This window comes from Microbacterium sp. NPDC089695, from assembly GCF_044749085.1.
Taxonomy (GTDB): Bacteria; Actinomycetota; Actinomycetes; order Actinomycetales; family Microbacteriaceae; genus Microbacterium.
This window is the reverse complement of sequence record NZ_JBIVHG010000001.1, coordinates 1,563,583-1,588,936: the sequence shown is the minus strand read 5'-3', so window position 1 is coordinate 1,588,936 and position 25,354 is coordinate 1,563,583. Positions and strand designations below refer to the sequence as shown.

At 70.2% G+C, this 25,354-nt stretch carries 26 protein-coding genes and 1 tRNA gene; 9 read left to right on the top strand and 18 right to left on the bottom strand.

The window, feature by feature from the left end; genetic code table 11:
- The first annotated feature begins 31 nt into the window (after positions 1–31).
- Positions 32–337, top strand: a complete 306-nt coding sequence (locus ACIPYT_RS07725; protein WP_401072250.1) for a hypothetical protein — start codon at positions 32–34, stop codon at positions 335–337.
- A gap of 102 nt (positions 338–439) precedes the next feature.
- On the opposite strand, the gene ACIPYT_RS07720 is transcribed toward ACIPYT_RS07725, so the two are convergent.
- Positions 440–2,170 carry an L-aspartate oxidase gene (locus ACIPYT_RS07720; protein WP_401072248.1) on the bottom strand — a complete coding sequence of 577 codons (1,731 nt, stop codon included), beginning with the start codon at positions 2,168–2,170 and terminating at the stop codon, positions 440–442.
- A 72-nt stretch (positions 2,171–2,242) separates the two neighbouring features.
- Between ACIPYT_RS07720 and ACIPYT_RS07715 the strand changes: the two genes are divergently transcribed.
- Positions 2,243–3,175 carry a LysR family transcriptional regulator gene (locus tag ACIPYT_RS07715; RefSeq protein ID WP_401072246.1) on the top strand — a complete coding sequence of 311 codons (933 nt, stop codon included), beginning with the start codon at positions 2,243–2,245 and terminating at the stop codon, positions 3,173–3,175.
- A 129-nt stretch (positions 3,176–3,304) separates the two neighbouring features.
- Here the strand turns inward: ACIPYT_RS07715 and ACIPYT_RS07710 are convergent, their stop codons facing one another.
- Entirely contained in the window at positions 3,305–4,336 is a 1,032-nt protein-coding gene (locus tag ACIPYT_RS07710; protein WP_401074774.1) for a methionine synthase, read from the bottom strand.
- 11 nt (positions 4,337–4,347) lie between these two features.
- Positions 4,348–5,346 carry a putative oxygenase MesX gene (locus tag ACIPYT_RS07705; RefSeq protein ID WP_401072244.1) on the bottom strand — a complete coding sequence of 333 codons (999 nt, stop codon included), beginning with the start codon at positions 5,344–5,346 and terminating at the stop codon, positions 4,348–4,350.
- Between the two features lie 98 nt (positions 5,347–5,444).
- On the opposite strand from ACIPYT_RS07705, the gene ACIPYT_RS07700 reads away from it, so the two are divergent.
- Positions 5,445–6,386 (top strand): LysR family transcriptional regulator, encoded by a 942-nt coding sequence (locus tag ACIPYT_RS07700; RefSeq protein WP_401072242.1) that lies wholly within the window; start codon positions 5,445–5,447, stop codon positions 6,384–6,386.
- Between the two features lie 131 nt (positions 6,387–6,517).
- Here the strand turns inward: ACIPYT_RS07700 and ACIPYT_RS07695 are convergent.
- Together ACIPYT_RS07695 and ACIPYT_RS07690 are read right to left on the bottom strand one after the other, a co-directional pair.
- A tRNA-Arg gene (locus tag ACIPYT_RS07695) sits at positions 6,518–6,590 on the bottom strand.
- Between the two features lie 66 nt (positions 6,591–6,656).
- Complete coding sequence (locus ACIPYT_RS07690) at positions 6,657–7,241, bottom strand: asparagine synthase (RefSeq protein ID WP_401072240.1); 585 nt, start codon at positions 7,239–7,241, stop codon at positions 6,657–6,659.
- Positions 7,242–7,371: 130 nt separating this feature from the next.
- On the opposite strand from ACIPYT_RS07690, the gene ACIPYT_RS07685 reads away from it, so the two are divergent.
- On the top strand, positions 7,372–8,208 hold the full coding sequence (locus ACIPYT_RS07685; RefSeq protein ID WP_401072238.1) for an SDR family NAD(P)-dependent oxidoreductase: 837 nt from the start codon (positions 7,372–7,374) through the stop codon (positions 8,206–8,208).
- Between the two features lie 2 nt (positions 8,209–8,210).
- Here ACIPYT_RS07685 and ACIPYT_RS07680 read toward each other — a convergent pair whose 3' ends face one another.
- The 8 genes from ACIPYT_RS07680 to ACIPYT_RS07645 all read right to left on the bottom strand — a co-directional run bounded on the left by ACIPYT_RS07680 (position 8,211) and on the right by ACIPYT_RS07645 (position 15,427).
- Positions 8,211–9,077: a hypothetical protein gene (locus ACIPYT_RS07680; protein WP_401072236.1), complete on the bottom strand. Its 867-nt coding sequence runs from the start codon at positions 9,075–9,077 to the stop codon at positions 8,211–8,213.
- 7 nt (positions 9,078–9,084) lie between these two features.
- Positions 9,085–9,330, bottom strand: a complete 246-nt coding sequence (locus ACIPYT_RS07675) for a hypothetical protein (protein WP_401072234.1) — start codon at positions 9,328–9,330, stop codon at positions 9,085–9,087.
- 75 nt (positions 9,331–9,405) lie between these two features.
- On the bottom strand, positions 9,406–11,598 hold the full coding sequence (locus tag ACIPYT_RS07670) for a heavy metal translocating P-type ATPase (protein WP_401074771.1): 2,193 nt from the start codon (positions 11,596–11,598) through the stop codon (positions 9,406–9,408).
- A gap of 41 nt (positions 11,599–11,639) precedes the next feature.
- Complete coding sequence (locus ACIPYT_RS07665; protein WP_401072232.1) at positions 11,640–11,849, bottom strand: heavy-metal-associated domain-containing protein; 210 nt, start codon at positions 11,847–11,849, stop codon at positions 11,640–11,642.
- Positions 11,850–11,936: 87 nt separating this feature from the next.
- On the bottom strand, positions 11,937–12,593 hold the full coding sequence (locus ACIPYT_RS07660) for a GntR family transcriptional regulator (RefSeq protein WP_401072230.1): 657 nt from the start codon (positions 12,591–12,593) through the stop codon (positions 11,937–11,939).
- A gap of 97 nt (positions 12,594–12,690) precedes the next feature.
- On the bottom strand, positions 12,691–13,629 hold the full coding sequence (locus ACIPYT_RS07655; protein ID WP_401072228.1) for a GNAT family N-acetyltransferase: 939 nt from the start codon (positions 13,627–13,629) through the stop codon (positions 12,691–12,693).
- Between the two features lie 50 nt (positions 13,630–13,679).
- Positions 13,680–14,114, bottom strand: coding sequence for a Fe-S cluster assembly sulfur transfer protein SufU (sufU, locus tag ACIPYT_RS07650; RefSeq protein ID WP_401072226.1), 435 nt, complete (start codon positions 14,112–14,114; stop codon positions 13,680–13,682).
- Positions 14,111–15,427, bottom strand: a complete 1,317-nt coding sequence (locus tag ACIPYT_RS07645) for an aminotransferase class V-fold PLP-dependent enzyme (RefSeq protein ID WP_401072224.1) — start codon at positions 15,425–15,427, stop codon at positions 14,111–14,113. The genes sufU and ACIPYT_RS07645 overlap by 4 nt, the downstream gene beginning before the upstream one ends.
- Positions 15,428–15,480: 53 nt before the next feature.
- Here ACIPYT_RS07645 and ACIPYT_RS07640 point away from each other — a divergent pair, with 53 nt between their 5' ends.
- A complete protein-coding gene (locus ACIPYT_RS07640; protein WP_401072222.1) occupies positions 15,481–16,128 on the top strand; it encodes a LysE family translocator in 648 nt (215 codons plus the stop codon).
- A 2-nt stretch (positions 16,129–16,130) separates the two neighbouring features.
- Here ACIPYT_RS07640 and ACIPYT_RS07635 read toward each other — a convergent pair whose 3' ends face one another.
- The 5 genes from ACIPYT_RS07635 to ACIPYT_RS07615 form a co-directional block, all read right to left on the bottom strand.
- Positions 16,131–17,171: an ATP-binding protein gene (locus ACIPYT_RS07635; protein ID WP_401074768.1), complete on the bottom strand. Its 1,041-nt coding sequence runs from the start codon at positions 17,169–17,171 to the stop codon at positions 16,131–16,133.
- A gap of 130 nt (positions 17,172–17,301) precedes the next feature.
- Positions 17,302–18,099, bottom strand: a complete 798-nt coding sequence (locus tag ACIPYT_RS07630) for a DUF1206 domain-containing protein (protein WP_401072220.1) — start codon at positions 18,097–18,099, stop codon at positions 17,302–17,304.
- A 19-nt stretch (positions 18,100–18,118) separates the two neighbouring features.
- Positions 18,119–18,751, bottom strand: coding sequence for a GyrI-like domain-containing protein (locus ACIPYT_RS07625; protein WP_401072218.1), 633 nt, complete (start codon positions 18,749–18,751; stop codon positions 18,119–18,121).
- A gap of 103 nt (positions 18,752–18,854) precedes the next feature.
- A complete protein-coding gene (locus tag ACIPYT_RS07620) occupies positions 18,855–19,718 on the bottom strand; it encodes a GyrI-like domain-containing protein (protein ID WP_401072216.1) in 864 nt (287 codons plus the stop codon).
- A gap of 79 nt (positions 19,719–19,797) precedes the next feature.
- The gene (locus tag ACIPYT_RS07615) at positions 19,798–20,967 is read right to left on the bottom strand and encodes an ROK family protein (protein ID WP_401072214.1); all 1,170 of its coding nucleotides are present in this window, start codon (positions 20,965–20,967) and stop codon (positions 19,798–19,800) included.
- 86 nt (positions 20,968–21,053) lie between these two features.
- Between ACIPYT_RS07615 and xylA the strand changes: the two genes are divergently transcribed.
- From xylA to ACIPYT_RS07595, 4 genes are all read left to right on the top strand, one after another.
- The gene (xylA, locus tag ACIPYT_RS07610; protein ID WP_401072212.1) at positions 21,054–22,241 is read left to right on the top strand and encodes a xylose isomerase; all 1,188 of its coding nucleotides are present in this window, start codon (positions 21,054–21,056) and stop codon (positions 22,239–22,241) included.
- 5 nt (positions 22,242–22,246) lie between these two features.
- Positions 22,247–23,533 (top strand): xylulokinase, encoded by a 1,287-nt coding sequence (gene xylB, locus ACIPYT_RS07605; protein ID WP_401072210.1) that lies wholly within the window; start codon positions 22,247–22,249, stop codon positions 23,531–23,533.
- Between the two features lie 130 nt (positions 23,534–23,663).
- Positions 23,664–24,599, top strand: a complete 936-nt coding sequence (locus ACIPYT_RS07600) for an NAD(P)-dependent oxidoreductase (RefSeq protein WP_401072208.1) — start codon at positions 23,664–23,666, stop codon at positions 24,597–24,599.
- A 70-nt stretch (positions 24,600–24,669) separates the two neighbouring features.
- Positions 24,670–25,284, top strand: coding sequence for a TetR/AcrR family transcriptional regulator (locus ACIPYT_RS07595; protein ID WP_401072206.1), 615 nt, complete (start codon positions 24,670–24,672; stop codon positions 25,282–25,284).
- Positions 25,285–25,354 lie beyond the last annotated feature (70 nt).

The window sequence follows — 25,354 nt, the reverse complement described above, 5'->3', positions numbered from 1 at the left end:
AGGGAACCTCACGAACGCAAGGGAGAGCATGATGTCGAACACCACACCCGACCAGCCTGCAGCGGATGCCGAGGCGCAGACTCCCACTCCGACCCCGGCGTCGGGCGATGCGGGCGAGGTCACCGCGAGCTCTCCCGAACAGTCCGATTCCACGGCGGACGCGGAAGACGACGTCGACGCGGATGGCGCGCCGAGCACCGAACAGCTCGCGGAACCGAGCACCGAGAAGGATCCGGGCGAGGAGCCGAAGGCGCCGAAGACAGATGACCCCGAGCCCGACCATCAGGCGGTCGGGATCGGGGTCATCGACGGTCCGCAGGCGGACCAGGGCGACTGAGGCGGCTCCTACCCCACCCCCGCCGCCCGCGTTCCGGTCGCAGGTCGTGCCGCTCCGAGGGCGCGGCGACGGCACGGAGTGCGACCGGAACGAGATCGGCGCCTATTCGACGAGCTTGCCGGTCGTGTCGACGTCGCGCATGAGTTCGGCGATCTCTTCCGGTACGGGCGGGATCTCCTCACGCGTCACGCCCGCGCTCGGGCTCCACACCAGGTTCACGCGCAGCGTCGGGTCGGTGTCGGGGAAGTCGCTGCGGTTGTGGCATCCGCGCGTCTCGCGGCGCTCCAGCGCGGCCTCCATGGTGGCGCGCGCCGCGATGACCGAGGCCTTGAGGTCGAACGCGTGCGCGAGATCCTGGAACCCGGCGATGTCGGGGTGGATGCCGATGTCCTCCAGCCGTCCCTCGATCATGTCGAGCTCCGCGAGACCGGCGCGCAGTCCGTCCTCCGAGCGCACGACGCCCGCGTGCTCGGTCATGGTGTTGCGGATCGCGCGCTGCAGAGCGCGAACGTTCTCGTGTCCGTCGGCCGCGAGCAGGTCGTCGATCTCGGCGCGGGCCCGCGCCACGGCATCCGCCGACCGCTTCTGCGCGTCGAGGCCGGCCGCATGGGCCATGGCCGCCTGGCCGACGATGCGCCCGTAGACGAGCAGCTCGATCAGCGAGTTGCCGCCGAGGCGGTTGGCACCGTGCAGACCGCTCGACGCCTCGCCGATCGCGTAGAGGCCGTCGACGTCGGTCTGGTGGTCGTCGGGACGCACCCACACGCCGCCCATCGAGTAGTGCGCGGTGGGGGCGATCTCGATCGGATCGGTCGTGATGTCGAGCATCTGCAGCTCCATCATGGTCTGGTAGACGCGCGGCAGACGGGTCATGATCGTCTCGCGCGGCAGGTGCGAGACGTCGAGCCAGACGCCGCCGTTCTCGGTGCCGCGTCCTTCGGCGATCTCGGTGTACGCGGCGAGCGCGACGCGGTCGCGGGTCGACAGCTCCATGCGCTCGGGGTCGTACTTCTCCATGAACCGCTCGCCGAAGGCGTTGCGCAGAATACCGCCCTCGCCGCGCGCGGCCTCGGAGATCAGCGTGCCGGCTGCGTTCTCGGGTTCGATGATCCCGGAGGGGTGGAACTGCACGAGCTCGGGATCGCGCAGGCGCGCTCCCGCCTCGACCGCGAGGCGGAACGAGTCGCCCGTGTTCTCGTCGCGCCGTGAGGAGGTGCGGCGCCAGATGCGGTTGTGCCCGCCCGCGGCGAGGATCACGGCATCCGCGTGGATCAGGTAGCGCGTGCCGTCGGCCTGGTCGAAGCCGTAGGCGCCGAACACGACGTTGTCGCGCACGAGCAGCCGCGTGATGTAGACGTTGTCGAGGATGGGCACGTCGAGCCGCTCGGCCTTCGCGACGAGTGTGCGCTGGATTTCGAGGCCGGTGTAGTCGCCGGCGAACGCGGTGCGGCGGAAGGTGTGCGCACCGAAGAACCGCTGCGAGATGCGGCCGTCGTCCTCACGCGCGAAGTCCATGCCCCAGCGCTCGAGATCACGGATGCCGCGCTCCGCCCCCTGCGTCACGATCTCGACCGTGTGTGGGTTGGCTAGCAGATAGCTCTCCTTGATGGTGTCGGCCGCATGCTGCTGCCAGGTGTCCTCGGCGTCCATCGTGCCGAGCGCGGCGTTGATGCCGCCGGCGGCGAGCGAGGTGTGGGCATCCTGTCGGGGGCGCTTGCCGACGGCGAGGACGTCGATGCCGTGCTCGGCCACCTCGATCGCAGCCCGGAGGCCCGATCCGCCGGTCCCGATGACGAGGACCGTGGTGGAGATCTGACGTTCGCGTGTACTCATGCCTTCCACGCTAGGTAGGTCACCCTGATAGCGTCCAATGCATAGTTTCACTCGTTTCGATAGACTGCAGGCATGAACCTGGAGCAGCTCCGCGGATTCGTCGAGGTCGCCCGCCTCGGCCATTTCACGCGGGCCTCCGAGCACCTGCATCTGGCCCAGCCGTCGCTCAGCCGCCAGATCTCGACCCTCGAACGAGAGCTCGGCGCCGAGCTGTTCCACCGCGCCCGCGGGCACATCAATCTGACCGCAGCCGGCGAGGCCCTGCTCCCCCGCGCGCTGCGGATGCTCGCCGAGGCCGAGGCGATCCGCGAGGAGATGGGCGAGCTCGCCGGACTGCGACGGGGACGCGTGCGACTCGGCGCCCCGCCCACGCTGTGCATCAGCCTCGTCGCCGAGGCGCTGAGCACCTTCCACGCCGCACACCCGGGCGTAGACCTGCACCTCGACGAGAGCGGCTCCCGCCTTCTCGTCGAACAGCTCGCGGTCGGCGCCGTCGACATCGCCCTCATCACCGAGTCCGATGGGCCGCCGCCGTCGGGGTTCAGCCTCTCGCGCCTGCCGCTGCTCACCGAGGAGCTCGTGGTCGTCTCATCGGCGGCCGCCCCGCCGATCGCCGTGACTCCGGCGATCGGGCTCGAGCACCTCGCCACGCTTCCGCTGATCGCCCTCGACGAGACCTATGAACTGCGCGCCACCACCGACGCGGCGTTCCGTTCAGCCGGGCTCACACCCACGCACGTGCTCGAGGGCGCCGAGATGGATGCCGTGCTCCGCTTCGTCGAGCGCGGCGTGGGCGTCGCCGTGGTGCCCGCGATGGTGCTGCTCGACCAGCCCGCGCTGCGCTCGGTGCGGCTCACGCATCCGATGATGACCCGGGTCGTGAGCCTCGCGCACCGCGCCGACGTCACCCCCGCGGTCGCCGTCGCCGCCATGCGCGACGTCATCATCGCGACAGCGGCCGAGGTCGCCCGCCGCGACCCCGCGATCACCAGCCTGCTCGGCTGACGGCATCCCGGGTCCGTCCTCGTCCGACCCGCGCCCGCCCGTCCACGTGCAGGACGAGAGCACGGATGCACGACCGGACGCCGTATTCCGGCCCTGCATCTGTGCATCGGTCCTGCAGATGCACCCGAGTCAGGATGCCGTGAGCTCGTCCCGCAGCAGAGCCGCGCCCGCACTCAGCGCGCTGAGCTTGGCGAGGGCGACGTCACGGCGCAGCGGGGCCATGCCGCAGTTCGTGCTCGCCACGAGCTTGTCGGCATCCACGAACGGCAACGCCTCCCGCAGGATGTCGGCGACCTGCTCGGGTGTCTCGACCGTGTCGCTGGCCACGTCGATCGCACCGAGCATGACCTTCTTGCCGCGGATGAGCTCGATGATGTCGAGCGGCACGTGCGAGTGCGCCCGCTCCAGCGACACCGTGTCGATGATCGATGTCTGCAGCAGCGGGAACGACTCCTCGTACTGGCGCCACTCCGCTCCGAGCGTCGCCTTCCAGTCGGTGTTCGCCTTGATGCCGTAGCCGTAGCAGATGTGCACGACGGTCTCGGCGCGCAGTCCCTCGGCCGCCCGTTCGAGCGTCGCCACTCCCCAGTCCTTCAGCTCGTCGAAGAAGACGTTGAACGCGGGCTCGTCGAACTGGATCACGTCGACTCCTGCCGCTTCGAGCTCCCGCGCCTCCTGGTTGAGGATCGTGGCGAACTCCCACGCGAGCTTCTCGCGGCTGCGGTAGTGCCGGTCCGACAGCGTGTCGATCATGGTCATCGGCCCGGGCAGCGCCCACTTGATCGGCTTGTCGGTCTGCTGACGGAGGAACTTCGCGTCGTCGACGAACACCGACTTCTCGCGGCTCACAGCCCCCACGACGGTCGGCACGCTCGCGTCGTACCGGTCGCGGATCCGTACGGTCTCGCGCTGATCGAAGTCGACGCCGCTGAGGTGCTCGATGAACGTGGTGACGAAGTGCTGGCGGGTCTGCTCGCCGTCGCTGATCACGTCGATGCCGCGGCGGGTCTGCTCCTGCACGGCGCTGCGCAGTGCATCCCGCTTGCCCTCGGCCAGCGCGTCGCCCTCGAGCTTCCACGGCGACCACAGCGTCTCGGGCTGCGCCAGCCACGAGGGCTTGGGCAGACTGCCGACGATCGAGGTGGGAAGGATCTCGCCCACGATCGGCGCGCTCACGCGGCCGCGACCTGATAGGTGGCGGCCCACTGCGCCAGCGCTTCGCCGTGCGGCTTGATGAAGTGCTCCTGCGTGTGTGTGCCCTGGGCGAGGGCGAGTCGGCTGCGCTCCTCGCGGTCGTACCCGATCTCGGTCGTCGAGTAGTCGCTCTGATCGAGGCTCGGACGGTAGACGCTCGCGGCCGCGGAGTTGGCGTTGTAGATCTCCGGGCGGTAGATCTTCTGGAACGTCTCCATGGTCGCGATCGTGCCGATCAGCTGCAGGTTGGAGTACTGGCCGAGCAGGTCGCCCTCGAAGTAGAAGGCGAGCGGCGCGACGCTCCCCGGAGGCATGAAGTAACGCACCGTCAGGCCCATCTTGCCGAAGTAGGCGTCGGTGAGCGAGCCGCCGTCGTCGTCCTGCACGTACTCGACGCCGAGGATCGGATGGTGGTTCTCGGTGCGGCGGTACTCCTTGCTCGTCGACACGCTGATGCAGATGACGGGCGACGTCCTGAAGCGCTCGCGGTAGGCCTCGGAGTCGAGGAACCGGCGGAAGAGCTTGCCGTGCAACGCGCCGAAGTCGTCGGGAACGGTGAACCGTCCGGCGGCCTCCGCCGCAGCGGGGAGCAGGATGCTGAAGTCGAAGTCGCGCACGTAGGACGAGAAGTTGTTGCCCACGATGCCGTGGTGACGCTCGCCGGTACGCCGATCGACGATCGTGATGTCGAGCACCTCGAGCAGCGGGAACCGTTCGTCATCGCCGCCGTCGGCGAATTCGAGCGCCGCGGAGATGATCTCGAGCTCGAGCGTGTAACGGTCGCGGGTCGGGTTGTCCCAGTGCGCGAGGTCGTTGAAGCGTCGGTCGATCATCGTGAGGGCGTTGCGGAGGTTCTGCCGGCGGTGCTCGCCGCGGGCGAGGTTCGCGAAGTTCGTGGTGATGCGCGAGTCGTCCGACGGGGTGTAGTCCTCGTCGAAACGCGTGGTGGTGATGTGGAACGTGAAGTCGTTCGCCATGAGCGGCCCATCTGCTGGAAGTCGGTGAATCCATCGTGCAGCCCCCGCGCTCCTATCGGGTAACTACCACCGGCTATACATCCATATAGTCTCTACCTATGGCTCGTGCATCCAGCGGCATCACCCTGCAGCAGCTCCACTACTTCGTCGAGGTCGCCGCCGAGGGGTCGATCAGCGCGGCCGCCGACCTGCTCTACGTCTCGCAGCCCACCATGTCCGCGGCGATGAAGGATCTCGAGACGCGTGCGGGGCGCACCCTCCTCCTCCGCTCGGCCCGGGGTGTCACGCTCACGGCCGACGGCACGGAGTTCCTCGGATACGCCCGACAGGTCACCGAGCAGGTGGCCCTGCTCGAACAGCGCTATCTGGGCCGCCCGCCGTCGCGCCGGCTGCTCGGCGTCTCGGCGCAGCACTATTCGTTCGTGATCGACGCGTTCGTGCGGATGGTGAAGGCGAGCGGCGCCGCCCAGTACGAGTTCTCGCTGCGCGAGACCCGCACGTGGGACATCATCGAAGACGTCAGGACGCTGCGCAGCGAGATCGGGATCCTGTACCGCAACGACTTCAACCGCAGCGTGATCGACAAGCTGCTCCGCGACTCCGGGTTGTCGTTCCGCCCGCTGTTCCTCGCCGACCCGCACATCTTCGTGTCGCGGAAGAACCCGCTCGCCGCTCGCGACCGCGTGACGCTGGACGACCTCGCCGGGTTCCCGCGGCTCACATTCGACCAGGGCGCGAACAACTCGTTCTACTTCGCCGAGGAGATCCTGTCGACGCTGTCGAGCGCACAGGAGATCCGGGTCTCCGACCGCGCGACCATCTTCAACCTCATGATCGGCCTCGACGGCTACACGATCTCGACCGGCATCATCAGCGACGACCTCGACCCCGAGATCGTCGCCATCCCCCTCGCGGTCGACGAGCGCATCGAGATCGGATGGATCGGGCACACCGCCATCCCGCTCACCGAGCAGGCCCAGCGCTACCTCGACGAGCTCCGCGCGGTCGTCGCGGGCTTCGGGGTCACCCTCCTGGGCTGACGTCGGACGCACGGCTGTGAAAGATCAGAAACGCGTCGGAGGCGGGCGCTTCGGACGCGTTTCTGATCTTTCGACGGAGCCCGGGGATGCAGAAATCCCCGCCGCAGATGCGACGGGGATTTCCGGTGATGTGCGCCCGAAGGGACTCGAACCCCTAACCTTCTGATCCGTAGTCAGATGCTCTATCCATTGAGCTACGGGCGCTCCTGGACCGCTCAGCGGGCCGTGGAACAGCTTATAACAGTCACCAGGCGATTGCGAATCGAGGGGTCAGGACGCGCGGTCCGCGGCCTTCTCCTGCTTCTTGCGCCGCTTGGCCTTGGCCCGCTGCAGCGATGACAGCGCCTGCAGGTCGACGAGCCGGAGCGCCTGCATGCGGGCGTCGCGCATCGTGTCGTAGTCGGGATCGTGATCGGGACGCATGCCCTCGACGCGCAGACGACGGTCGAGGTTGTGACGCACATCCGCCCAGGCGGCCTCCCTGGCCTCCTCGACGATGCCGCGCAGGGCGTCGTCGTCCTGCATCATCTCACGCAGCCGCGTCGCGACCCCGTGCGACTGCTTCGCCCGACGACGGAGGTTGCGCACGTCGCGATCGCGGTAGTCGTGCGTGCCGGAGGGATCGGAGTGACGCCCCCTGGCCCGCTTGCGCAGCGCCGTGAGATTCTCCTCGGCCTCCTCGGACTCCTCGGCCATTGCTCGGAGGGCCTCGCGCGCGTCGTCCACGTACTTCTGCATGTCGAAGACGCCGTCCTCGGCGATGGTGCCGATGAGGATGTGGTTCTTGACCACGAGGCGCGCCGCAGCGGTCGCGATCGCGACGCCTTCCGCGATGGCCTCAGCCGTTCGTCCCACCGCAACCTCCTCACTGTCGAGCGTACCGGTTTCGCCCCGGGCGGCGGTCGGTGAGAATGGAGCGGATGCGGGTCGCGACGGCCCGCCAGGGCATCGGCGCCGCTGCCGATCAGCGGCAGGAGGAGCAGGCATGACGCGTCTCGCGCTGACCGGGAGCACGACGGTGATCACGGGCGCCGCGAGCGGGATGGGCGCGGAGATCGCGCGGCTGCTCGCTCCGCGCGGCGTGCATCTCGCGCTGCTCGATCGCGACGCCGAGGCGCTGACCGTCCTCGCAGCCGCGCTGCCGGGCACCGTCACGACGCACGTCGTCGATCTGCGCGACGACGATGCCGTGTTCGCGGCGGCCCACGACATCGAGCTCGTGCATCCGCGCATCAACGCGCTCGTCACCTGCGCGGGCTCCTCGATGCTCGGCACGCTCGACCAGCTGACGATGGAGGAGATGCGCTGGCTGACCGACGTGAACCTCTGGGGCACGGTGTCGATCACGAAGGCGCTGCTGCCCGCACTGCGCGCCGCACCGGACGCCCACATCGCACATCTCGCGAGCGTGTACGCGCTCGCCGCGCCCGCGGGTCGCATCCCCTACGCGATGGGCAAGTTCGCCGTGCGCGGCTTCTCGGAGGCGCTGCGTCACGAGCTCGAAGGCAGCCGTATCACGGTGGGCGCCGTGTATCCCGCAGGCGTGCGCACCGGCATCATCCTGCACGGGCGGTACGCGGCGGCGATCGACCCCGAGGTGGCAGCGCGGGCGGCATCGGCCCAGGCCCGGATGTACCACACGGAACCCGCGGATGCCGCGGCGCAGATCATCCGGTCGATCGAGAGGCGCCGTGCCCGGACGATGGTGGGCCGCGAGGCGCGGATCATCGATCTGCTGGTACGCCTCAGCCCCTCGTCGTACTGGCGCGTGATGCGTCGCCCGCTGCGCGCGGCCACCGACACGACCACGCCGATCTCCTGAGGTCAGCGCACCACGCCGACCCAGATGCCGGAGGCCCAGGCCTGCTGATCCGTGTCGCAGCCGACGGACCCCGGGTAGCCGCGCACCACCGCCATGCAGTTCGCGAGGAACTCGGGGTCGCCGCCGAACAGCGAGTGGTAGGCGCCCGCCGAGGTCAGCGACCCCCACACGCGGAACTGGTAGATGTGGGCCAGTTCATGAGCCATGGCCCAGTTCAGGCGCTCGCTGCCCCAGTCCGCGATGTCGGCGCGGTACTTGATGTACCCGTTGCTGTTGGCGCAGGCCGGGGCCGTTCCGCCCGCGCACGATGCCGACTCGTAGAGTCCCACGCCCGCCCCGCCGACCGTGTCGAGGGCCGCGCGCACCCGGGCATACCCGTCGGGGCCGCTCGACGACCATGCCGGGCCGCCCGGCCCCGCGGACTGCGACGCCTGCCACGTCGCGACCTCTTCGCCGATCTTCTCGGTCAGGGCGTGCACGGTGGCGGTCGCCGCGACGACCACGGCCGGGTCGTCGTGTTCGGCGAGCACGGTCTGCTGCGCCGACAGCGCCGACGCCATATGGGTCGAGGTGTCGACGGCGCCACCGCTGCCCGTGACGACCGCGCCGAAGGCGGTGATCTCGTCGAGGAACGCCGGCCGCACCGCGAGCACGGCGTCGCGGTCGGCCGTGTCGTGCTCGGCGATCTCGATCAACCCCGTCAGGTGGTCGGTGCGCATCTGCGCCGTGTTCGTCGCCTGCGACAGCTGCCGCAGCTCGGCGATCACGTCGGCACGCTCGGCGTCCAGAGCGACGGCACGACCGATCACGCCGCTCGCCACCATCACCGCGCCCACGGCGATGACCGCGACGAGCCGGCGGGTCAGCACGCCGACCTCATGGCAGGAAACCCGTGTCGTCGGCGATCCGGGCATCCTGCTCGGCGATGAGAGAACGCAGGTCGGTGAGCCGACGCGCGAGTGCCTCGTTCTCGTCGTGAGCGGCGTCGAGACCCTCCTGGGCGCGGACCACGGCGGCCTTGGCCTCGGCGAGCGCCTCGACACGTTGCTGATCGGCGACCGCGACGAGCACCGCTCCACCGCCGAGGAGCAGCACTCCGGCGATCACCGAGATGACCCGCATATCGCTCCCCAGAACATGGACGTGCTTCCGGAACGATTCCGTAGGGCCAAATATAGCCAGGCCCCGGTGACGCGACTAGTTCATCCGCTCGCGCGCGGCGCTGTGGAACCGGCGCAGGCGCAGGCTGTTCAGCACGACGAAGACGCTGGAGAACGCCATGGCCGCGCCGGCGAGCATCGGCGCGAGGAGCCCCAGTGCCGCGAGCGGGATCGCCGCGACGTTGTACGCGAGCGCCCAGAAGAGGTTGCCCCGGATCGTCGCGAGGGTGCGACGCGAGAGACGGATCGCGTCGACGACGCCCCACAGATCACCGCGGACGAGAGTCAGATCGGAGGCTTCGATCGCGGCATCCGTGCCGGTGCCCATCGCGATGCCGAGATCGGCCAGGGCCAGGGCCGCCGCATCGTTGACGCCGTCGCCGACCATGGCGACGACTCGGCCGTCCCGCTGCAGCGCGGCGACCTCCGCGGCCTTCTGCTCGGGGAGCACACCGGCCCGCACATCGTCGATCCCGACCTCGTCGGCGACGGCCCGTGCCGCCCGCTCGTTGTCGCCCGTGAGCAGCACGGGCTCGAGGCCCAGCGCACGCAGCGCCGCGACCGCCTCCGCGCCACCTGCCCGCACCCGATCGGCGACCACGAGGATGCCGCGCACGCGGCCGTCCCATCCGACCGCGACCGGCGTGCGGGCGGCGTCCTCCGCACGCGAGAACGCCTCCGCGAGAGACGCGTCGAGGGTGATCGACCCGTCGGCGAGGAGCGACGGGCGGCCCACGACGACGGCCTTGCCGTCGACCACTCCGGTGACGCCGTGCCCCTGGACGCTACGGAAGTCCGTGACGCCGGGCACGTGCCCGAAGCGTTCGAGCGCGCCGCGCACGACGGCCTGGGCGAGGGGATGCTCCGATGCGTCCTCGAGCGCCGCCGCGATGCGCAGCACCTGGTCGGCGGACTCGCCCTCCGCGGGGATCACGTCGACGAGCGTCATCCGTCCGGTCGTGACGGTGCCCGTCTTGTCGAGCACGATCGTGTCGACGCGTCGCGTGGACTCGAGCACCTCCGGCCCCTTGATGAGCACGCCGAGTTGGGCGCCGCGGCCGGTGCCGACGAGCAGCGCCATGGGCGTGGCGAGGCCCAGTGCGCACGGGCAGGCGATGATGAGCACCGCCACGGCCGCCGTGAACGCCGCAGCGGCTCCCCCGCCGACGACCAGCCAGGTCACGAGCGTGAGCGCCGAGATCGCGAACACGATCGGCACGAACACGGCCGACAGCCGGTCGGCGAGTCGTTGCGCCTCGGCCTTGCCCGACTGCGCCTCCTCGACGAGTCGCGCCATGCGGGCGAGCTGCGTATCGGCGCCGACCCGCGCCGCCCGCACGAGGAGTCGCCCTCCGACGTTGACGGTCGCGCCGGTGACGACGTCGCCCGGCTGCACCTCGACGGGAACGGCCTCACCGGTGAGCATCGAGGCGTCCACGGCCGATGTCCCCTCGATCACGACCCCGTCGGCGGCGATCTTCTCGCCCGGACGCACCGCGAACACGTCATCGACAGCGAGGCGGCTCAGCGGCATCCGCTCTTCCTCGCCGTCCCGCACCACGGCGACGTCCTTGGCTCCCAGCTCGCCGAGCGCCCGCACCGCGGCCCCGGCGCGGCGCTTGGACCGCTGCTCGAGGAACCGCCCGAGCAGGAGGAACATCGTGACACCGGCCGCGACCTCGAGGAAGATGCTGCCGAGTCCGTCGCCCTGCTCGATCGTGAGGCGGAACGGATGCGTCATCCCCCACATGCCTGCGGTGCCGAAGAACAGCGCATAGAGCGACCACAGATACGCCGCCGTGACGCCGACCGAGATCAGGGTGTCCATCGTCGCGGTCCCATGCCGGGCGTTGCGCGCCGCCGCCACGTGGAACGGCCACGCCGCCCACCCGACGACGGGCGTCGCGAGCACGAGCGACGCCCACTGCCATCCCGCGAACTGCAGCGGCTCGACCATCGCGAGCAGGATCACCGGCAGGGCGAGCACGACCGCGACGATGAGCCGCCGCCGGAGCAGACGGTAGGCGGGATCCGGCTCGTCCGCATCGTCGGTGCGGGGCAGCCGCGCGGTGTACCCACTGCGCACGACCTCGGAGATCAGGTCGTCGGCTGCCACGCCGGGCACGGTGTCGACATGCGCCTTCTCGGTCGCGTAGTTCACCGAGGCGGTCACCCCGTCGATGCGGTTGAGGCGCTTCTCGATGCGCGCCGCGCACGACGCGCAGGTCATGCCGCCGATCTCGAGGTCGTACGAGGTCGTCACGGTTCTGCTCAGGCGCGGACGGCGCGGTATCCGGCCTCGTCGACCGCGGCCAGCACGGCGGCGTCGTCGATCGCGTGGTCGGTCGTGACGAGGAGGCTGCCGGACGCGGCGCTCACCTCGATCGCGGTCACGCCCTCGAGCTTCGCGACCTCGGAGCGGACGGATCCCTCGCAGTGCCCGCAGGTCATGCCGGTCACGGCGTACGCGGTGGTGGTCATGGTGTTCCTTCCGTCGGTCGTCATCCCACTATACCCCCTAGGGGTATACAAGAGGGCAGAACGACGAGAAGACCGCGCGGCTCGGGATCACGCCGATGCGGCCTGGTCGAGCCTTCCCTCCGCCACTGCCTGACCGCTGGCGAGGTGCTGCGGGATGAGCCGGCGCAGCGACGCGACGTCCCTGGTCTCCACGGCCTCGAGGATCACGCGGTGCTCCTCGGCCATGGCCAACAGGTCGTCGTGCTGACCGAAGAGCCACCGCAGCCGCGTGAGGAACACGCCGATGAGCTCGCCGAGCATCTCGTTGCCGGCGATCTCCGCCGACACGGCGTGGAACTCGCCCGCCGCGATCCGGGCCGCCTCGATCTCGCCCGCCTCGGCGGCCGCGCGCTCACGCAGGTACGCCTCCCGAAGACGGGCGATCCCCTCTTCGGTATGGCGCTCGGCGGCGAACACGAAGATCAGCGTCTCGATCGCCTCGCGCACCTCTCCGAAGTCCTGGATGTCGCGGCGAGTGAACTCGCGCACCACGGCCCACGTGCGCGGCCGGGCGACGACCACGCCTTCGGCCACGAGTGCACGGATCGCCTCGCGCACCGGAAGCCGTGACACGTGGAGCTCCGCTGCGATGTCCCGCTCGACGAGTCGGGAACCGGGGGCGCGACGACCGAGCACGATGTCATCGCGCAGAATGCGCGTCACCCTGACCGACTCGAGTTCGCCGGCAGCCCCCACCTCGGCCATACCGGGATTCTCTCATCCGGATGCGCGCGGAACAAGTTTGGTATCCCAACGATGGGAGCGGTCCATCGGCGCGATCGCCGGGAGCCTGCACCGTCGGTCACACCGTGCGCAGGAACCTCTGCTCGACCCGTCGGTATCCGAGACTCTCGTAGAGCGCGATCGCCCCGACGTTGAAGCCGAACACGTGCAGGCCGATCGACGCCGCGCCGATGCGCCGCGCCTCCTGCTCGGCGGCGAGCATGATCGCCCGACCGCGTCCGCGCCGACGCTGTGTCTCGGCGACCTCGATGTCGAGCACGAACGCATGCGGGCGCCCGTCGCGGGTGCGCTCGCCCAGCCACAGGATGCCGACCTCCTCGCCGTCCGCGTGCGCCGTGAAGAGCAGCTGGCCCGCCGAATCGACGCCGTCCGGCAGTTCGAGCGCCATCTGCCGGTGCGACTCGACCGCCGCGGCCTGCGCCGAGTACCGCCCGGACGCGACGAGGTCCTCGGCGAACGCCGCCTCGGAGTGCGCTGCGAACGAGTCGAAGCGCTCGGCCGTCATGGGATGCAGCTCGACGCCCGGCTGCTCGTCGCGCTCGGGCAGCGGTTCGAGGATCATCTGCATGGATGCGAGCTCGAAGCCCCGCCCCTGCAGGAACGCGTGTCCGTCGGCATCCGTCGCGTACAGAGCCATGCTCAGCCGATGGACGCCCTGCCTCGTGACCAGCGAGGCGAGCTCTGCGAAGAGCGCGTCGCGCTGCGCGTCGTCGGGAGTCGTCGAGAACGCGAGGTCGACGACGAAGAGGATGCCGTCGTTCGCCGCCAACCACACGGTCCCGATCTCGGAACCGCCGTCGACGACCGTGAGGATCAACGATGTCTCGGTCTCCCAGCCCGCAGGCAGGAGTTCGGCGAGGAACGCGTCGGCATGAGTGACCGCATCGTCGCCGAGCAGCATGCGCGACTCGCGCCGCAACCGGATCAGTCGCGATCTCGTCGTCTCACGCCAGGAGTCGAACCGCTTCTCGTCGAGGGGGATCAGCTGCACGGCCATTCCTCCATCCTGCCCCGGAATCCGGCGCGCGGCCCTCGGCCGACCGCGGTTCAGCCCTTGTGCAGCGCATCCTCCGCGGCGACCCACGCGAGCATCGCGCACTTCACCCGCGCCACGTAGCGCGAGACACCGCCGAGCGCCGCGGCGTCTCCCAGCAGTTCCTCGTCGGGCTCGATCTTTCCGCGCGAACGCATGGCCTCGCGGAACGCCGCGATCCTCACCTCGAGATCGTCGACCGTGAGCCCCTCGGCGAGTTCGGCGAGCAGCGAGGCCGACGCCTGCGAGATCGCGCAGCCGTGCCCTTCCCACGCGATCGCCTCGACGCTGCCGTCGGCCGCGCGGTGCACCTGCAGGGTGACCTCGTCGCCGCACGTCGGGTTGACCTGGTGCGACTGCGCCGCGATCTCCTCGCGCAGGCCGAACCCGTGCGGGGTGCGGGAATGGTCGAGGATGAGCTCCTGGTACAGGTTCTGCAGGTCGCTCATGCGCCCCTCCCGAAGAATCGGATGGCCCCGGCGACGCCGTCGATCACGGCATCCACCTCGGCCCCGGTCGTGTACAGGTACGTGCTCGCGCGCGTCGACGAGGTGACGCCCAGGCGGCGATGCAGGGGCTGCGCGCAGTGATGCCCGACGCGCACGGCGATGCCGAGGTCGTCGAGGTACTGGCCCACGTCGTGGGAGTGGATGCCGGCGACGTCGATGCTCGCGAGTCCCACCCGCGGCAGGTCGATGCCGGCGCCGAGCACGCGGACGCCGTCGATCGCGCCGAGCCCGTCGACCAGCCGTCGACCGAGGGCCGTCTCGTGCGCGGCGATGCGCGGCATCCCGACGGCCGTGAGGTAGTCGATCGCCGCGGCGAGCGCGACCGCCTGCGACACCCGCTGGGTGCCCGCCTCGAACCGCTGCGGCGGCGGCAGGTACGCGGCCTCGGTCGTCGTGACCGTCGTGATCATCGAGCCGCCGGTGAGGAACGGCGGCATGGCCTCGAGCAGCTCGCGACGCCCGTACAGCGCGCCGATGCCCGACGGCCCCAGCATCTTGTGCCCCGAGATCACCGCGAAGTCGACGTCGAGCGCGCGGACGTCGAGGGGCAGGTGCGGAGCCGACTGGCAGGCGTCGAGCAGCACGAGGGCTCCGGCGGCACGCGCGAGCGCGACGAGCCGATCCACGGGGTTGATCACGCCCAGCACGTTCGACACGTGTGTGAACGCGACGAGCCGGGTGCGCTCGCCGATCAGCTCGGCCGCGACGTCGAGGCGCAGGGCCCCGTGGCCGTCGAGCGGGATCACGCGCAGGGTCGCCCCTGTGCGGGCTGCGAGCTCCTGCCACGGGATGAGATTCGCGTGGTGCTCCATCTCGGTCGTGACGATCTCGTCGCCCGGGCCGATCCGCAGACCCGCGGCGGCCTCTCCCCCGCGCCCGAGCGAGGCGTTCGAGATCGAGTAGGCCACGAGGTTGACCGCCTCGGTGGCGTTCGAGGTCCAGACGATCTCGCCCTCGTCGGCGCCGATGAACCGTGCGACCGTCGCGCGGGCGTCTTCGAAGACCTCCGTCGCCTCCGCGGCGAGGGTGTGCGCTCCGCGGTGCACGGCGGCGTTCAGCGTGGTGGCGAACTCGCGTTCGGCGTCGAGCACCGCGAGCGGCCGCTGCGAGGTGGCGCCGGAATCGAGGTACGACAGCGGATGCCCGTTCACCTCGACCCCGAGGATCGGGAAGTCCTCTCGGAGGCGCCGCACCTCGGCATCCGTCAGCGGGGCATCCGTCAGCGGGACGTCGGCAGACCGGAGAGTGCTCATCCTTCTAGCTTCTCATCTGACGCGCCGTCCGGGGCGCGGGCTAGGCTCGCACCATGTTCAGCGGCGACACCCTCGCGACCTTCGTCGTCGCGGCGTTCATCATGGTCGTGATCCCCGGACCCACGGTGCTGTTCACGATCGGCCGCGCGATGGCGCTGGGGCGGCTCGGCGGCTTCCTCAGCATCCTGGGCACCGCGGTCGGGTCGCTCGTGCTCGTGCTCGCAGTGGCCCTCGGCGTCGGTACGGTCATCGCCCAGTCGGTCGTGCTGTTCACGATCGTGAAGGTGCTCGGCGCCGGCTACCTCGTCTTCCTCGGCATCCAGGCGATCCGCCATCGGAAGGATGCCGCGGCGGTCGCGACCGGCCCGCAGCCGCGTCGGTCGGGTCTGCGCCTGCTCGTCGAGGGCTTCGTGGTCGGGGTCACGAACCCGAAGTCGATCGCGTTCTTCCTCGCGATCCTCCCGCAGTTCGTCGATCTGCACGCCGGATCCGTGCCGATGCAGCTGCTCGTGCTCGGCGTGATCGTCGTGGCGATCGGTGTCTCCTGCGACGCGATCTGGGTGCTGCTCGCGAGTGCGGCACGGCAATGGTTCGGCCGTTCACCGCGTCGGATCGAGGCGATGGGCGCCACGGGCGGCGGGCTGATGATCGCACTCGGTGCGTTCCTGCTCGTCTGGAGCGAGAAACCCGCGACGACCTAGCGTCACATCTGCCGAAGGTGCTCGCGCAGACCGGGCAGCGCGAAGTCGAGTCGCCCGCGACCCGCTGGCTGCACGAGTCCCGCATCTATGAGTCTGGCCCTGTAGTTGCCGATGGTGTTCTTCCTGTCGCCGAGTCGACGACCGATCTCCGCGGTCGTCGCAGGCCCGTCATCCTCCGACATCGCATGCAGAAACTGAAGGTCCTTGGGCGACGCCGTCGCCAGAGCGGCGTCGAGGACCATCCTTGCGTGTCTGCGGTGGGCAGCCACCAACGCGACCTCGACGTCATCCGAAGCGAGCGGGCGATCCGTGGACTCAGCCACTTGCCACAGGTGATAGCCGACCAATTGGATGAGGAACGGGTATCCACCGGTCGCCTCAGCGGCCATTCGGATGAGATGACCGGCGAGGGGTGGGCTCAGCTTCGCGAAAGTCGCCGTGAACGAACTCTCGACTTCATCGATCGCAGCGCCGTGGAGATCGATGCGATCCGCACGTCGCAAGAAGGTCGCAACTCCCTCGTTGAGGAGGTCTGAGACAGCTGCGGGCAGCCCCGCGAACACGAGTGCTATGGGACGGCCCTCGCGGATGAAGTGCTGCACCGAGGCAGCCAGTTGCGCCAACTCGTCGCGATCTGCGCCGTGGATCTCATCGAGGGTGATGACCAGCCCGGTCCCGCGATCGTCGAGGTGTCGCAGCAGATCCTCTCCGATCCGCCTCCAGCTCGTCTGCTGCTCGGGCGGCAACTGCGTGGTGATGGAAAAGCCCGCGGCGCTGATCCCGGTGATTCGGCGCGTCGCCGGGCCGCCTCCCAACTCTTCGCCGGCGGCACGCATTGCTTCACCGATACGACCCAAGAAGCCCTTGGTCGCCGTCTCGGAGACGACGACCCACCCCTGAGAGAGCGCGGCGTCTTCTGCCTCACCCAGCATGACGGTCTTGCCGATGCCTCTGGCCCCCGTGAAGATGGTCAGCAGACCGGGGGCGCCGGTTCGGATCCGGAGCCCGTAGATAAATTCATCGAGGAGGCCGGTCCGCCCGATGAGGTGCGGAGGTTCTGCGCCGGCGCTGGGTGGGGTTGGGCTCGCTCACAAGACCTCCTTGTGTACTCCTGTGTACTCAGTGTACTTCGGTGATCTCGCGCAGAGTCCGCCTCGCGGACGACGACCTAGCTCACATGCGGGCGTAGCGGGCCCGCACGATCGAGAAGACCCCGTACACCGCGAGCCCCGCACCGACGAGCCACAGGATCACGCGCCCGAACGGCAGGTCCGCGAGGCTGCGCAGCGCGGCATCCAGACCCCCGGACTTGTCGGGATCGCCCGTCCACGCCGCGACCACGAAGAGGATGCCGGTGACGGCCACCGCGATGCCCTTCGCGACGTACCCGACGACGCCGAGCACGACGATCGGCGGGCGCCCCGCCCCCGAGGGGAGATCGAGCATCTTGCGGAATCCCGTGGTCACGCCGCTGGCGACGAAGCCGATGCCCACGCCGACGACCGTGAGGCCGATCGCGATCAGGAGGAACACGCCGCCCGGCGTGGAGAGCAGCACCGCGCTGAGGGTCTTCGACGACGTCTCGGACTCCGCATGACCGCCGAAGGCGTAGATCAACGCGAGGCCCGCGATCACGAGATAGGCGATCGCGATGCCGAACAGCTTGATGCGCTGCCCCCATTTCTTCACCTCGCCGCCCGTCGCGACGAGTGCGCTCACGACCTGCCATACCGCGAGTGCGATGAGCGCGGCGGCGACGACCGTCAGCACGAGACCACCGACCGGTGTCGAGCGGATCTGCTCCATGGCGCCGTCCTGATCCGCATCGCCGCCCGCGCCCGACGCGATCGAGACGGCGAGCGCGCCGATGATGATGTGCACGAGGCCGACCACGACGAAGCCGGCGCGGGCGACCCGGCGGAACGCATCGGAACGCCGGGCTTCGCGCGCCGCGGACTTCGCTGTCGTCATCCGAGCAGGATATCGGTGCTCAGGGGCGATCGACCGGCTGACGCAGGATCGTGCGCAGCTTCTCGGGGGCGGTGCGGCGCGGGTCGCCGAGGTAGATCTCGTGGTGCCGTCCCGTCATCCGCAGACCGTTGTCGGGGATGAACCGCTCGTGCATCTCGGCGAGCACCGGCGCCTCGTCGTCGTACGACCCCACGTGCAGCGTCTGCACGCTGAGACCCTCGTCGAGCGTCTCGAGACGCACCGAACGCAGGGCCGTCGGCGGCTGCTCCTTCTTCTTCGCGGCCTTCGCCTCCACCGTGTCGACCGCGTCTGCGAACATCTGCGGGGTGACGTGGTCGCCGACCAGGATCATCATGGTCCACAGCCACGCGGACTTGTCGCGCCGTGACGTGAACGAGGCCATGTCGGGGGCGTGCCACAGACCTTCGAGCGGCATCACGACCGTGTCGACGCCGAGCTGTGCCCGCGCCGCGAACTTGAGCGTGTAGGCCACCGGGAACAGCGCCGACACAGCATCCGCGTACTCGGGCGCGGTGTTCGGATCGCCTGCGCCGTCGACCATGATGTACCGCAGGGGCGGCACCTCGAGGATGCGGAACTCGCCGCGCTTCGCCTGGTACGCGTCGAGCGTCTTCTTCGGGTCGATCGGCATGGCGACTCCTGATCAGCGGATCCGGTGCGCTCAGTGTCGCACGCTGCGCCGACATCGGGCGGGCGGACCCCGAACCGAACCCGCCCGCCCGCCCGCCCGAGAGTCAGGCCGGCTCGACCGCCAGCCAGAGTTCGCACGAGGCGTGCGTGCCGGTGAACTCGAGGTAGCGGACGATCGAGGGCCCGGGGCGCAATCGCCACGGGTTCGACGGGAACCACTCGGTCGCGGTCGCGGCCCAGAGGTTCTGCAGCGTCTCGGGGAACGGCCCGCTGGATGCGAACACGGCCCAAGATCCCGCCCCGACACGCATCACGTCGAGGCCGACCGGCGGCTCCGCCGCCTCCCCCGTCGAGACGCCGTGCAGGTAGGTGAGCATCGTGCCTTCGGGCGCATCCGGGGCGATGTCGCCCGTGACGGCGAGGATGCCGCGCGGCTCGGCGGTGCTCAACGCCTTCAGACGCACGTTCTCCTCGGGCGCGATCGCGGCGACGTGCTCCTGGATGTGCGGGTTGACCCCTTCGTGGATGAGCGGCACCTCGACGGCGTGGCCGACGAGGACGAGCTCGGGTGCGGTGGTGATGGTGACGTCCATCGGGTTCCTCCCTTCGACGCTCAGGCGGAACCGGAGCGTCGCTTGTGTGCGGAGAGGACCACCGTCTCGGCGCGCGTCGACGATGCTGATGCCATGCACGGCACGGAAAGCGCGGCCGAGAGCCTCGACCGATCCGTACCCGTATCGCACGGCGACGTCGAGAACGTTCGGCGCTCCCGCGACCAGCTCCGCGCCTGCGAGAGTCATGCGCCGTCGACGGATGTATTCCGACAGCGGCATGCCCGCGAGTGCCGAGAACATCCGACGCAGGTGGTACTCGGTGGTGCCCTCGCTGCGCGCGAACCCGTCGATGTCGAGCTCTTCGCCCGGCACCTGCTCGATGCGATCGATCAGGGCGTTCAGCGTTCCGATCATGAGGTCCTCCTTTCCCCACCATGGTGCGGCCCGTGGAGAGCGCGGCGCCCGATCATCCATGCCCGATGCGATCGGCCGCTCAGATGCGCTCGGCAGGGTCGGCGAGCAGTGCGGCGAACGCGAGTTCGGCGGCGCCGATGAGAAGGCGGTCGGCGCCGAGAGCGGCCGTGCGAACGTCGAGTCCCTCCGCACTCTCCGCCATCGCGAGCGCGGCGACATCGTCACGCAGAGCTTCGCCTCGTATGTCGGCGAGGGTCGCGAGGAATCCGCCCAGCACCACCGCGGCCGGGTTGAGCACGTTCACCGCATTGGCCAGCGCGCTCGCGAGCACCCGGCTCTGCCTCTCGACCTCCCGCACCACGGCCGGCGCCTCTGATGCCGTGAGCGCGTCGGCGAGCATCTCGTCGTCGGCGTGGTCGATCCCCGCCGCGTCGAGAAGCAGGCGTCGGCTGACCTCGGCCTCGAGCACCCCGTCGGGCGTGCGACGATCGGCGTCGTCGGAGATTCGGGGGCGGTTCTGCCCGAACTCCCCCGCGTAGCCACCGGCGCCGGTCACGGGAATGCCGTGGATGATGAGCCCGCCGCCGATGCCCGACGCTCCGCCGTTGAGATACACGACGTCGTCGATACCGCGCCCGGCGCCGTAACGGTGCTCCGCGATCGCTCCGAGCGTGGCGTCGTTGTCGACTGAGACCGGGATGCCGGTCGCCTCCCGCACGAGGTCGGCCAGCGGCACATCGGTCCAGCGCAGGTGCGGGGCGTTGCGGACGACCCCGTCGCTCGCGCGCACGAGCCCCGGCACGGCGATGCCGACCGCCTCGATGCGCGCCTGCGCGAGCGCGCCGTCGCGCCAGGCGGCGATGCGGTCGGCGATCACGGCCGCGACCTCGTCGGACGTCGGCACCGCGTCGTGCACGATGCGCTCGCGCACCAGGATGCTGCGGTCGAGGCCGACCGCAGCGATCTCGGTCGCGTCGATCTCGGGGTTCACGGCGATCGCGACGACCCGCGACGATGCCGTGACGACGGGTGACGGGCGGCCGACGCGGCCGGCGACATCGGGCACGCTCTCGCCCACGAGGCCGAGACGCACGAGCTCGGCGACGAGGTCGGCGATGGTCGAGCGGTTGAGCCCCGTGGTCTCGGTGAGCTCGGCGCGGGACTGCGCGCCCTGCTCGTGCACGAGTCGCAGGAGGCGGGCGAGGTTGTGCGGGCGGGTGCCCGTGCCCGGGCTCGTCGGTGACGGCATCCCCTCACTGTAAGGGGTGGACGGCGTCGGCGTCTTCGGTTATGTTGTCTCTCGCAACTTATTCGATCATCTGTGCAGGAGCGACGATGCCCACCCCCACCCGCGACCACAAGTTCTCCTTCGGTCTCTGGACCATCGGCTACAACGGCACCGACCCGTTCGGCGGCCCGACCCGACCCGCGCTCGACGTCGTGCACGCTGTCGAGAAGCTCGCCGAGCTCGGCGCGTACGGCCTAACCTTCCACGACGACGACCTCTTCGCGTTCGGGTCGACCGAGGTCGAGCGCCGGACGCAGATCGACCGTCTCAAAGGCGCCCTCGCCGACACCGGCGTCGTCGTGCCCATGGTCACCACCAACCTGTTCAGCGCCCCGGTGTTCAAAGACGGGGGCTTCACCTCGAACGACCGCGCCGTACGCCGGTTCGCGCTGCGCAAGGTGCTGCGCAACCTCGACCTCGCGGCCGAGCTCGGAGCGACCACGTTCGTCATGTGGGGCGGCCGTGAGGGGGCGGAGTACGACTCCGCCAAAGACGTGCGCGCCGCGCTCGAGCGCTACCGCGAGGCCGTGAACCTGCTCGGCGACTACGTGACCGACAAGGGCTACGACATCCGCTTCGCGATCGAGCCGAAGCCCAACGAACCCCGCGGCGACATCCTGCTCCCGACCCTCGGGCACGCGATCGCGTTCATCGACTCGCTCGAGCGCCCCGAGCTCGTGGGCGTGAACCCCGAGGTCGGGCACGAGCAGATGGCAGGCCTCAACTTCACCGCCGGCATCGCTCAGGCGCTGTTCCACGGCAAGCTCTTCCACATCGACCTCAACGGCCAGCGCGGCATCAAGTACGACCAGGACCTCGTGTTCGGCCACGGCGACCTGCACAACGCGTTCTCGCTCGTCGATCTGCTCGAGAACGGCGGCCCCGGCGGCATCCCCGCATACGACGGCCCCCGCCACTTCGACTACAAGCCGAGCCGTACCGAAGACGAGAACGGGGTGTGGGAGTCGGCCGCCGCGAACATGCGCACCTACCTGCTGCTCAAGGAGCGCGCCGCCGCGTTCCGTGCCGACCCGGAGGTGCAGGAGGCGCTGGCCGCTGCCCGCGTCGACGATCTCTCCACGCCGACCCTCGGCGCCGGCGAGTCGTACGACGACCTCCTCGCCGACCGGGCCGCCTACGAGGACTTCGACGCCGACGCCTACTTCGGCGGTCGCGGCTTCGGTTTCGTGCGTCTGCAGCAGCTTGCGACCGAGCACCTGCTCGGGGCACGCTGAGCGACATGCCCCTGGTTCTCGGAGTCGACTCGTCGACCCAGTCGTGCAAGGCCGTCGTCGTCGACACCGCGACCGGAGCGGTCGTGCGCTCCGGTCGCGCGTCGCACCCCGACGGCACCTCGGTCGACCCCGAGGCCTGGTGGCAGGCGCTGCAGACGGCGATCGCGGATGCCGGAACCCTCGATGACATCGCCGCGTGGTCGATCGGCGGTCAGCAGCACGGCATGGTCGCGCTCGACGCGCAGGGGCGCGTGATCCGCGATGCCCTGCTGTGGAACGACACGCGGTCCTCCGGCGCCGCCGCCGACCTGGTCGCGGAGTTCGGCGCCGAGGAGCTGTCCGCGCGCACCGGGCTCGTGCCGGTCGCGTCGTTCACGATCACCAAGCTGCGCTGGCTGCGCGATCACGAACCCGAGAACGCCGCACGGGTCGCCGCCGTCGCCCTGCCGCACGATTGGCTGACCTGGCGCCTGCGGGGCTTCGGCCCCGAGAACCCCGTGCTCGACGAGCTCGTGACCGACCGCTCCGACGCGTCGGGGACGGGCTACTGGAACCCCTCGACAGGCGAGTACGACCATGAGCTCCTCATCGCGGCGCTCGGCCGCGACGCCGTGCTGCCGCGCGTGCTCGGACCGACGGAGTGGGTGACGGATGCCGGGGGCCGGCGCGTCGGACCCGGCGCGGGCGACAACGCGGGCGCCGCCCTCGGCCTGGGCGCCGCACCGGGCGATGTCGTGGTGTCGATCGGCACCTCCGGCACGGTGTTCGCCGTGAGCCGCGACGCCGTGCACGACCCCTCGGGCACGGTCGCGGGCTTCGCCGACGCCTCCGGGCACTTCCTGCCGCTCATCGCCACGCTCAACGCCGCACGGGTCGTCGACGTGACCGCCGCACTGCTGGGCGTCTCGCACGAGGAGTTCAGCGCCCTCGCACTGGCGGCCGCACCCGGAGCCGCCGGGCTCGCACTGCTGCCGTACTTCGAGGGCGAACGAACGCCGAACCTCCCCGACGCCACTGCGACGCTGTCGGGCATGACCCTGGCATCCACGACCCGCGAGAACCTCGCCAGGGCCGCGGTGGAGGGGATGCTGCGGGGCCTCGGCGCCGGACTCGATGCGCTGCGGGAGCTCGGCATCCCTCTGGATCGCGCTGTGCTGATCGGCGGCGGCGCGCAGTCCGAGGCGGTGCGTCGCATCGCCCCGGAGGTGCTGGGCCTGCCCGTCGAGGTGCCGGAGCCGGGCGAGTACGTCGCCCTGGGCGCTGCGCGCCAGGCATCCGCGATCCTCTCCTGACGTCGCCGCGCCACTTCACTCGGAGAACTCCGCTTCGCTCGGCCGGATTCGGGCAGTCCGGCCGAGCGGAGCGCACGAGGCCGAGCGAAACGCACGTGCGGGATCTCGATACGGTGGAGGCGGAGGCGAAATGAAGATCCTGATCCCCGACACCCTCGACCTGTCGCTCGCCGGCGACGTGGATGCCGTCGTGTACGACGTCCGCTCCGAGATCCCGGTCGAGCACCGCGACGCCGAGGTTCTGGTGGTGTGGCACAACGCGGGCGCGCAGCTCGAGCAGGCGGCCCGCGACCTCCCGCGGCTGCGACTCGTGCAGGCGCTGGCCGCCGGGGCCGACGTCGTGCTGCGCTCCGGCTTCGCGGCGGACGTGCCCATCTGCTCGGGGCGCTCGCTGCACGACGGGCCGGTCGCCGAGCACGCGCTCGCGCTGATCCTCGCCGCGGTGCGTCGGCTCGACGGGCTGCGCGACGCGCAGGACGAGCGGCGCTGGGACGCCGAGTACAACGACCTGCAGAGCGCCTCGTCGACTCGCGCGCAGTACACCCTCGCCGGCGCCCGCGTGACGATCTGGGGTTTCGGCTCGATCGCCGCGACCCTCGCGCCCGTGCTGCGGATGCTGGGCGCGGAGGTCCAGGGCATCGCCCGCAGCGCCGGCACCCGCGCCGGGTTCACGGTGCACACGGATGCGGATGCCGCGCACGTGCTCGCCGAGACCGACGTGCTCGTGTCGCTGGTGCCCGCGACGCCCGAGACCGACGCGCTGTTCGACACCCACGTGTTCGATGCCCTGAAGCACGGGGCCGCGTTCGTGAACGTGGGACGCGGAGCGACCGTCGACGAGCCCGCTCTGATCGCCGCGCTCGAATCGGGACGCCTGCGCGTGGCCGCGCTCGACGTCACGAGGGTCGAGCCTCTTCCCGCGGGCGACCCGCTGTGGGAGGCGCCGAACCTGATCCTGACCCCGCACGTGGCGGGCAACCGCCCGATCGGTGCGAGTGCGCTGATCGACGACAACGTCGCTCGTCTGACCGCGGGCGAGGAACTGCTGAACCGGGTGGGTCCGTAGGGATCTCTCGGCTGCGAGACAGTAACCTCCGAATGGAGGTTTTGGCGTCGATCCTCGCTATCATCGGAGCATGACCGCTCCTTCCGCCGACGGGCCCCGCAGTCCAGGGCGCTACGCGAAGGGCATCGCGCGCCGACAGGAGATCCTCGACAAGGCGATCGAGGTGTTCGCGACGCGGGGGGCGAAACGCACCAGCCTGCGCGCGATCGCGCAGGAGGTCGGCGTGACGCACGCGGCCCTCACGCACTACTTCGGTTCACTGGAGGAGCTGCTCGTCGCGGTGTACCGCGAGTCGGAGCGGCGGTCCGATGTCGAGAAGCCGGAGCCGCCCGGCATGAGCCCTGCACGCATGATGCGCGTCTCAGCCGAGGAGAACCGCAACATCCCCGGCCTCGTGCAGCTGTACTCGACGCTCGTCGCCTCGGCCCTGGAGGAGGGGCACTCCGCCGCCTACGAGTTCGCGACGCACCGCTTCTCGCGTCTGCGCATCGAGATGGCCGCGAGGGTTCGCGAGCTCCAGGAGATCGGCGAGCTCCGCGCCGACCTGAATCCCGACCTCGTCTCCGCACTCGTCATCGCGGCATCCGACGGCCTGCAGACGCAGTGGCTGCTCGACCCCTCCGTCGACCATGAGGCGGCACTCGAGATGCTCGACGCCCTCCTCGCGGGCGACGACTCCGCCTGAGCGACGACGGAACGTCGCAGAGCGAACAGCGAAGCGGGCCCGCCGACTCGACGTCGACGGGCCCGCTTCG

Bases quoted from the DNA above. Each gene is read 5' to 3' on its own strand.
- ACIPYT_RS07675 (WP_401072234.1), bottom strand. From the start codon at position 9,330: ATGCGGGTCATCTCGGTGATCGCCGGAGTGCTGCTCCTCGGCGGTGGA.
- ACIPYT_RS07645 (WP_401072224.1), bottom strand. From the start codon at position 15,427: ATGAGCACTCTCCGGTCTGCCGACGTCCCGCTGACGGATGCCCCGCTG.
- ACIPYT_RS07665 (WP_401072232.1), bottom strand. From the start codon at position 11,849: ATGACCACCACCGCGTACGCCGTGACCGGCATGACCTGCGGGCACTGC.
- sufU (WP_401072226.1), bottom strand. From the start codon at position 14,114: ATGAGCGACCTGCAGAACCTGTACCAGGAGCTCATCCTCGACCATTCC.
- ACIPYT_RS07655 (WP_401072228.1), bottom strand. From the start codon at position 13,629: ATGGCCGTGCAGCTGATCCCCCTCGACGAGAAGCGGTTCGACTCCTGG.
- ACIPYT_RS07670 (WP_401074771.1), bottom strand. From the start codon at position 11,598: ATGACCTGCGCGTCGTGCGCGGCGCGCATCGAGAAGCGCCTCAACCGC.
- ACIPYT_RS07630 (WP_401072220.1), bottom strand. From the start codon at position 18,099: ATGACGACAGCGAAGTCCGCGGCGCGCGAAGCCCGGCGTTCCGATGCG.
- ACIPYT_RS07595 (WP_401072206.1), top strand. From the start codon at position 24,670: ATGACCGCTCCTTCCGCCGACGGGCCCCGCAGTCCAGGGCGCTACGCG.
- ACIPYT_RS07715 (WP_401072246.1), top strand. From the start codon at position 2,243: ATGAACCTGGAGCAGCTCCGCGGATTCGTCGAGGTCGCCCGCCTCGGC.
- ACIPYT_RS07660 (WP_401072230.1), bottom strand. From the start codon at position 12,593: ATGGCCGAGGTGGGGGCTGCCGGCGAACTCGAGTCGGTCAGGGTGACG.
- ACIPYT_RS07705 (WP_401072244.1), bottom strand. From the start codon at position 5,346: ATGGCGAACGACTTCACGTTCCACATCACCACCACGCGTTTCGACGAG.
- xylA (WP_401072212.1), top strand. From the start codon at position 21,054: ATGCCCACCCCCACCCGCGACCACAAGTTCTCCTTCGGTCTCTGGACC.
- ACIPYT_RS07600 (WP_401072208.1), top strand. From the start codon at position 23,664: ATGAAGATCCTGATCCCCGACACCCTCGACCTGTCGCTCGCCGGCGAC.
- xylB (WP_401072210.1), top strand. From the start codon at position 22,247: ATGCCCCTGGTTCTCGGAGTCGACTCGTCGACCCAGTCGTGCAAGGCC.
- ACIPYT_RS07625 (WP_401072218.1), bottom strand. From the start codon at position 18,751: ATGCCGATCGACCCGAAGAAGACGCTCGACGCGTACCAGGCGAAGCGC.
- ACIPYT_RS07615 (WP_401072214.1), bottom strand. From the start codon at position 20,967: ATGCCGTCACCGACGAGCCCGGGCACGGGCACCCGCCCGCACAACCTC.
- ACIPYT_RS07720 (WP_401072248.1), bottom strand. From the start codon at position 2,170: ATGAGTACACGCGAACGTCAGATCTCCACCACGGTCCTCGTCATCGGG.
- ACIPYT_RS07700 (WP_401072242.1), top strand. From the start codon at position 5,445: ATGGCTCGTGCATCCAGCGGCATCACCCTGCAGCAGCTCCACTACTTC.
- ACIPYT_RS07640 (WP_401072222.1), top strand. From the start codon at position 15,481: ATGTTCAGCGGCGACACCCTCGCGACCTTCGTCGTCGCGGCGTTCATC.
- ACIPYT_RS07725 (WP_401072250.1), top strand. From the start codon at position 32: ATGTCGAACACCACACCCGACCAGCCTGCAGCGGATGCCGAGGCGCAG.
- ACIPYT_RS07620 (WP_401072216.1), bottom strand. From the start codon at position 19,718: ATGATCGGAACGCTGAACGCCCTGATCGATCGCATCGAGCAGGTGCCG.
- ACIPYT_RS07685 (WP_401072238.1), top strand. From the start codon at position 7,372: ATGACGCGTCTCGCGCTGACCGGGAGCACGACGGTGATCACGGGCGCC.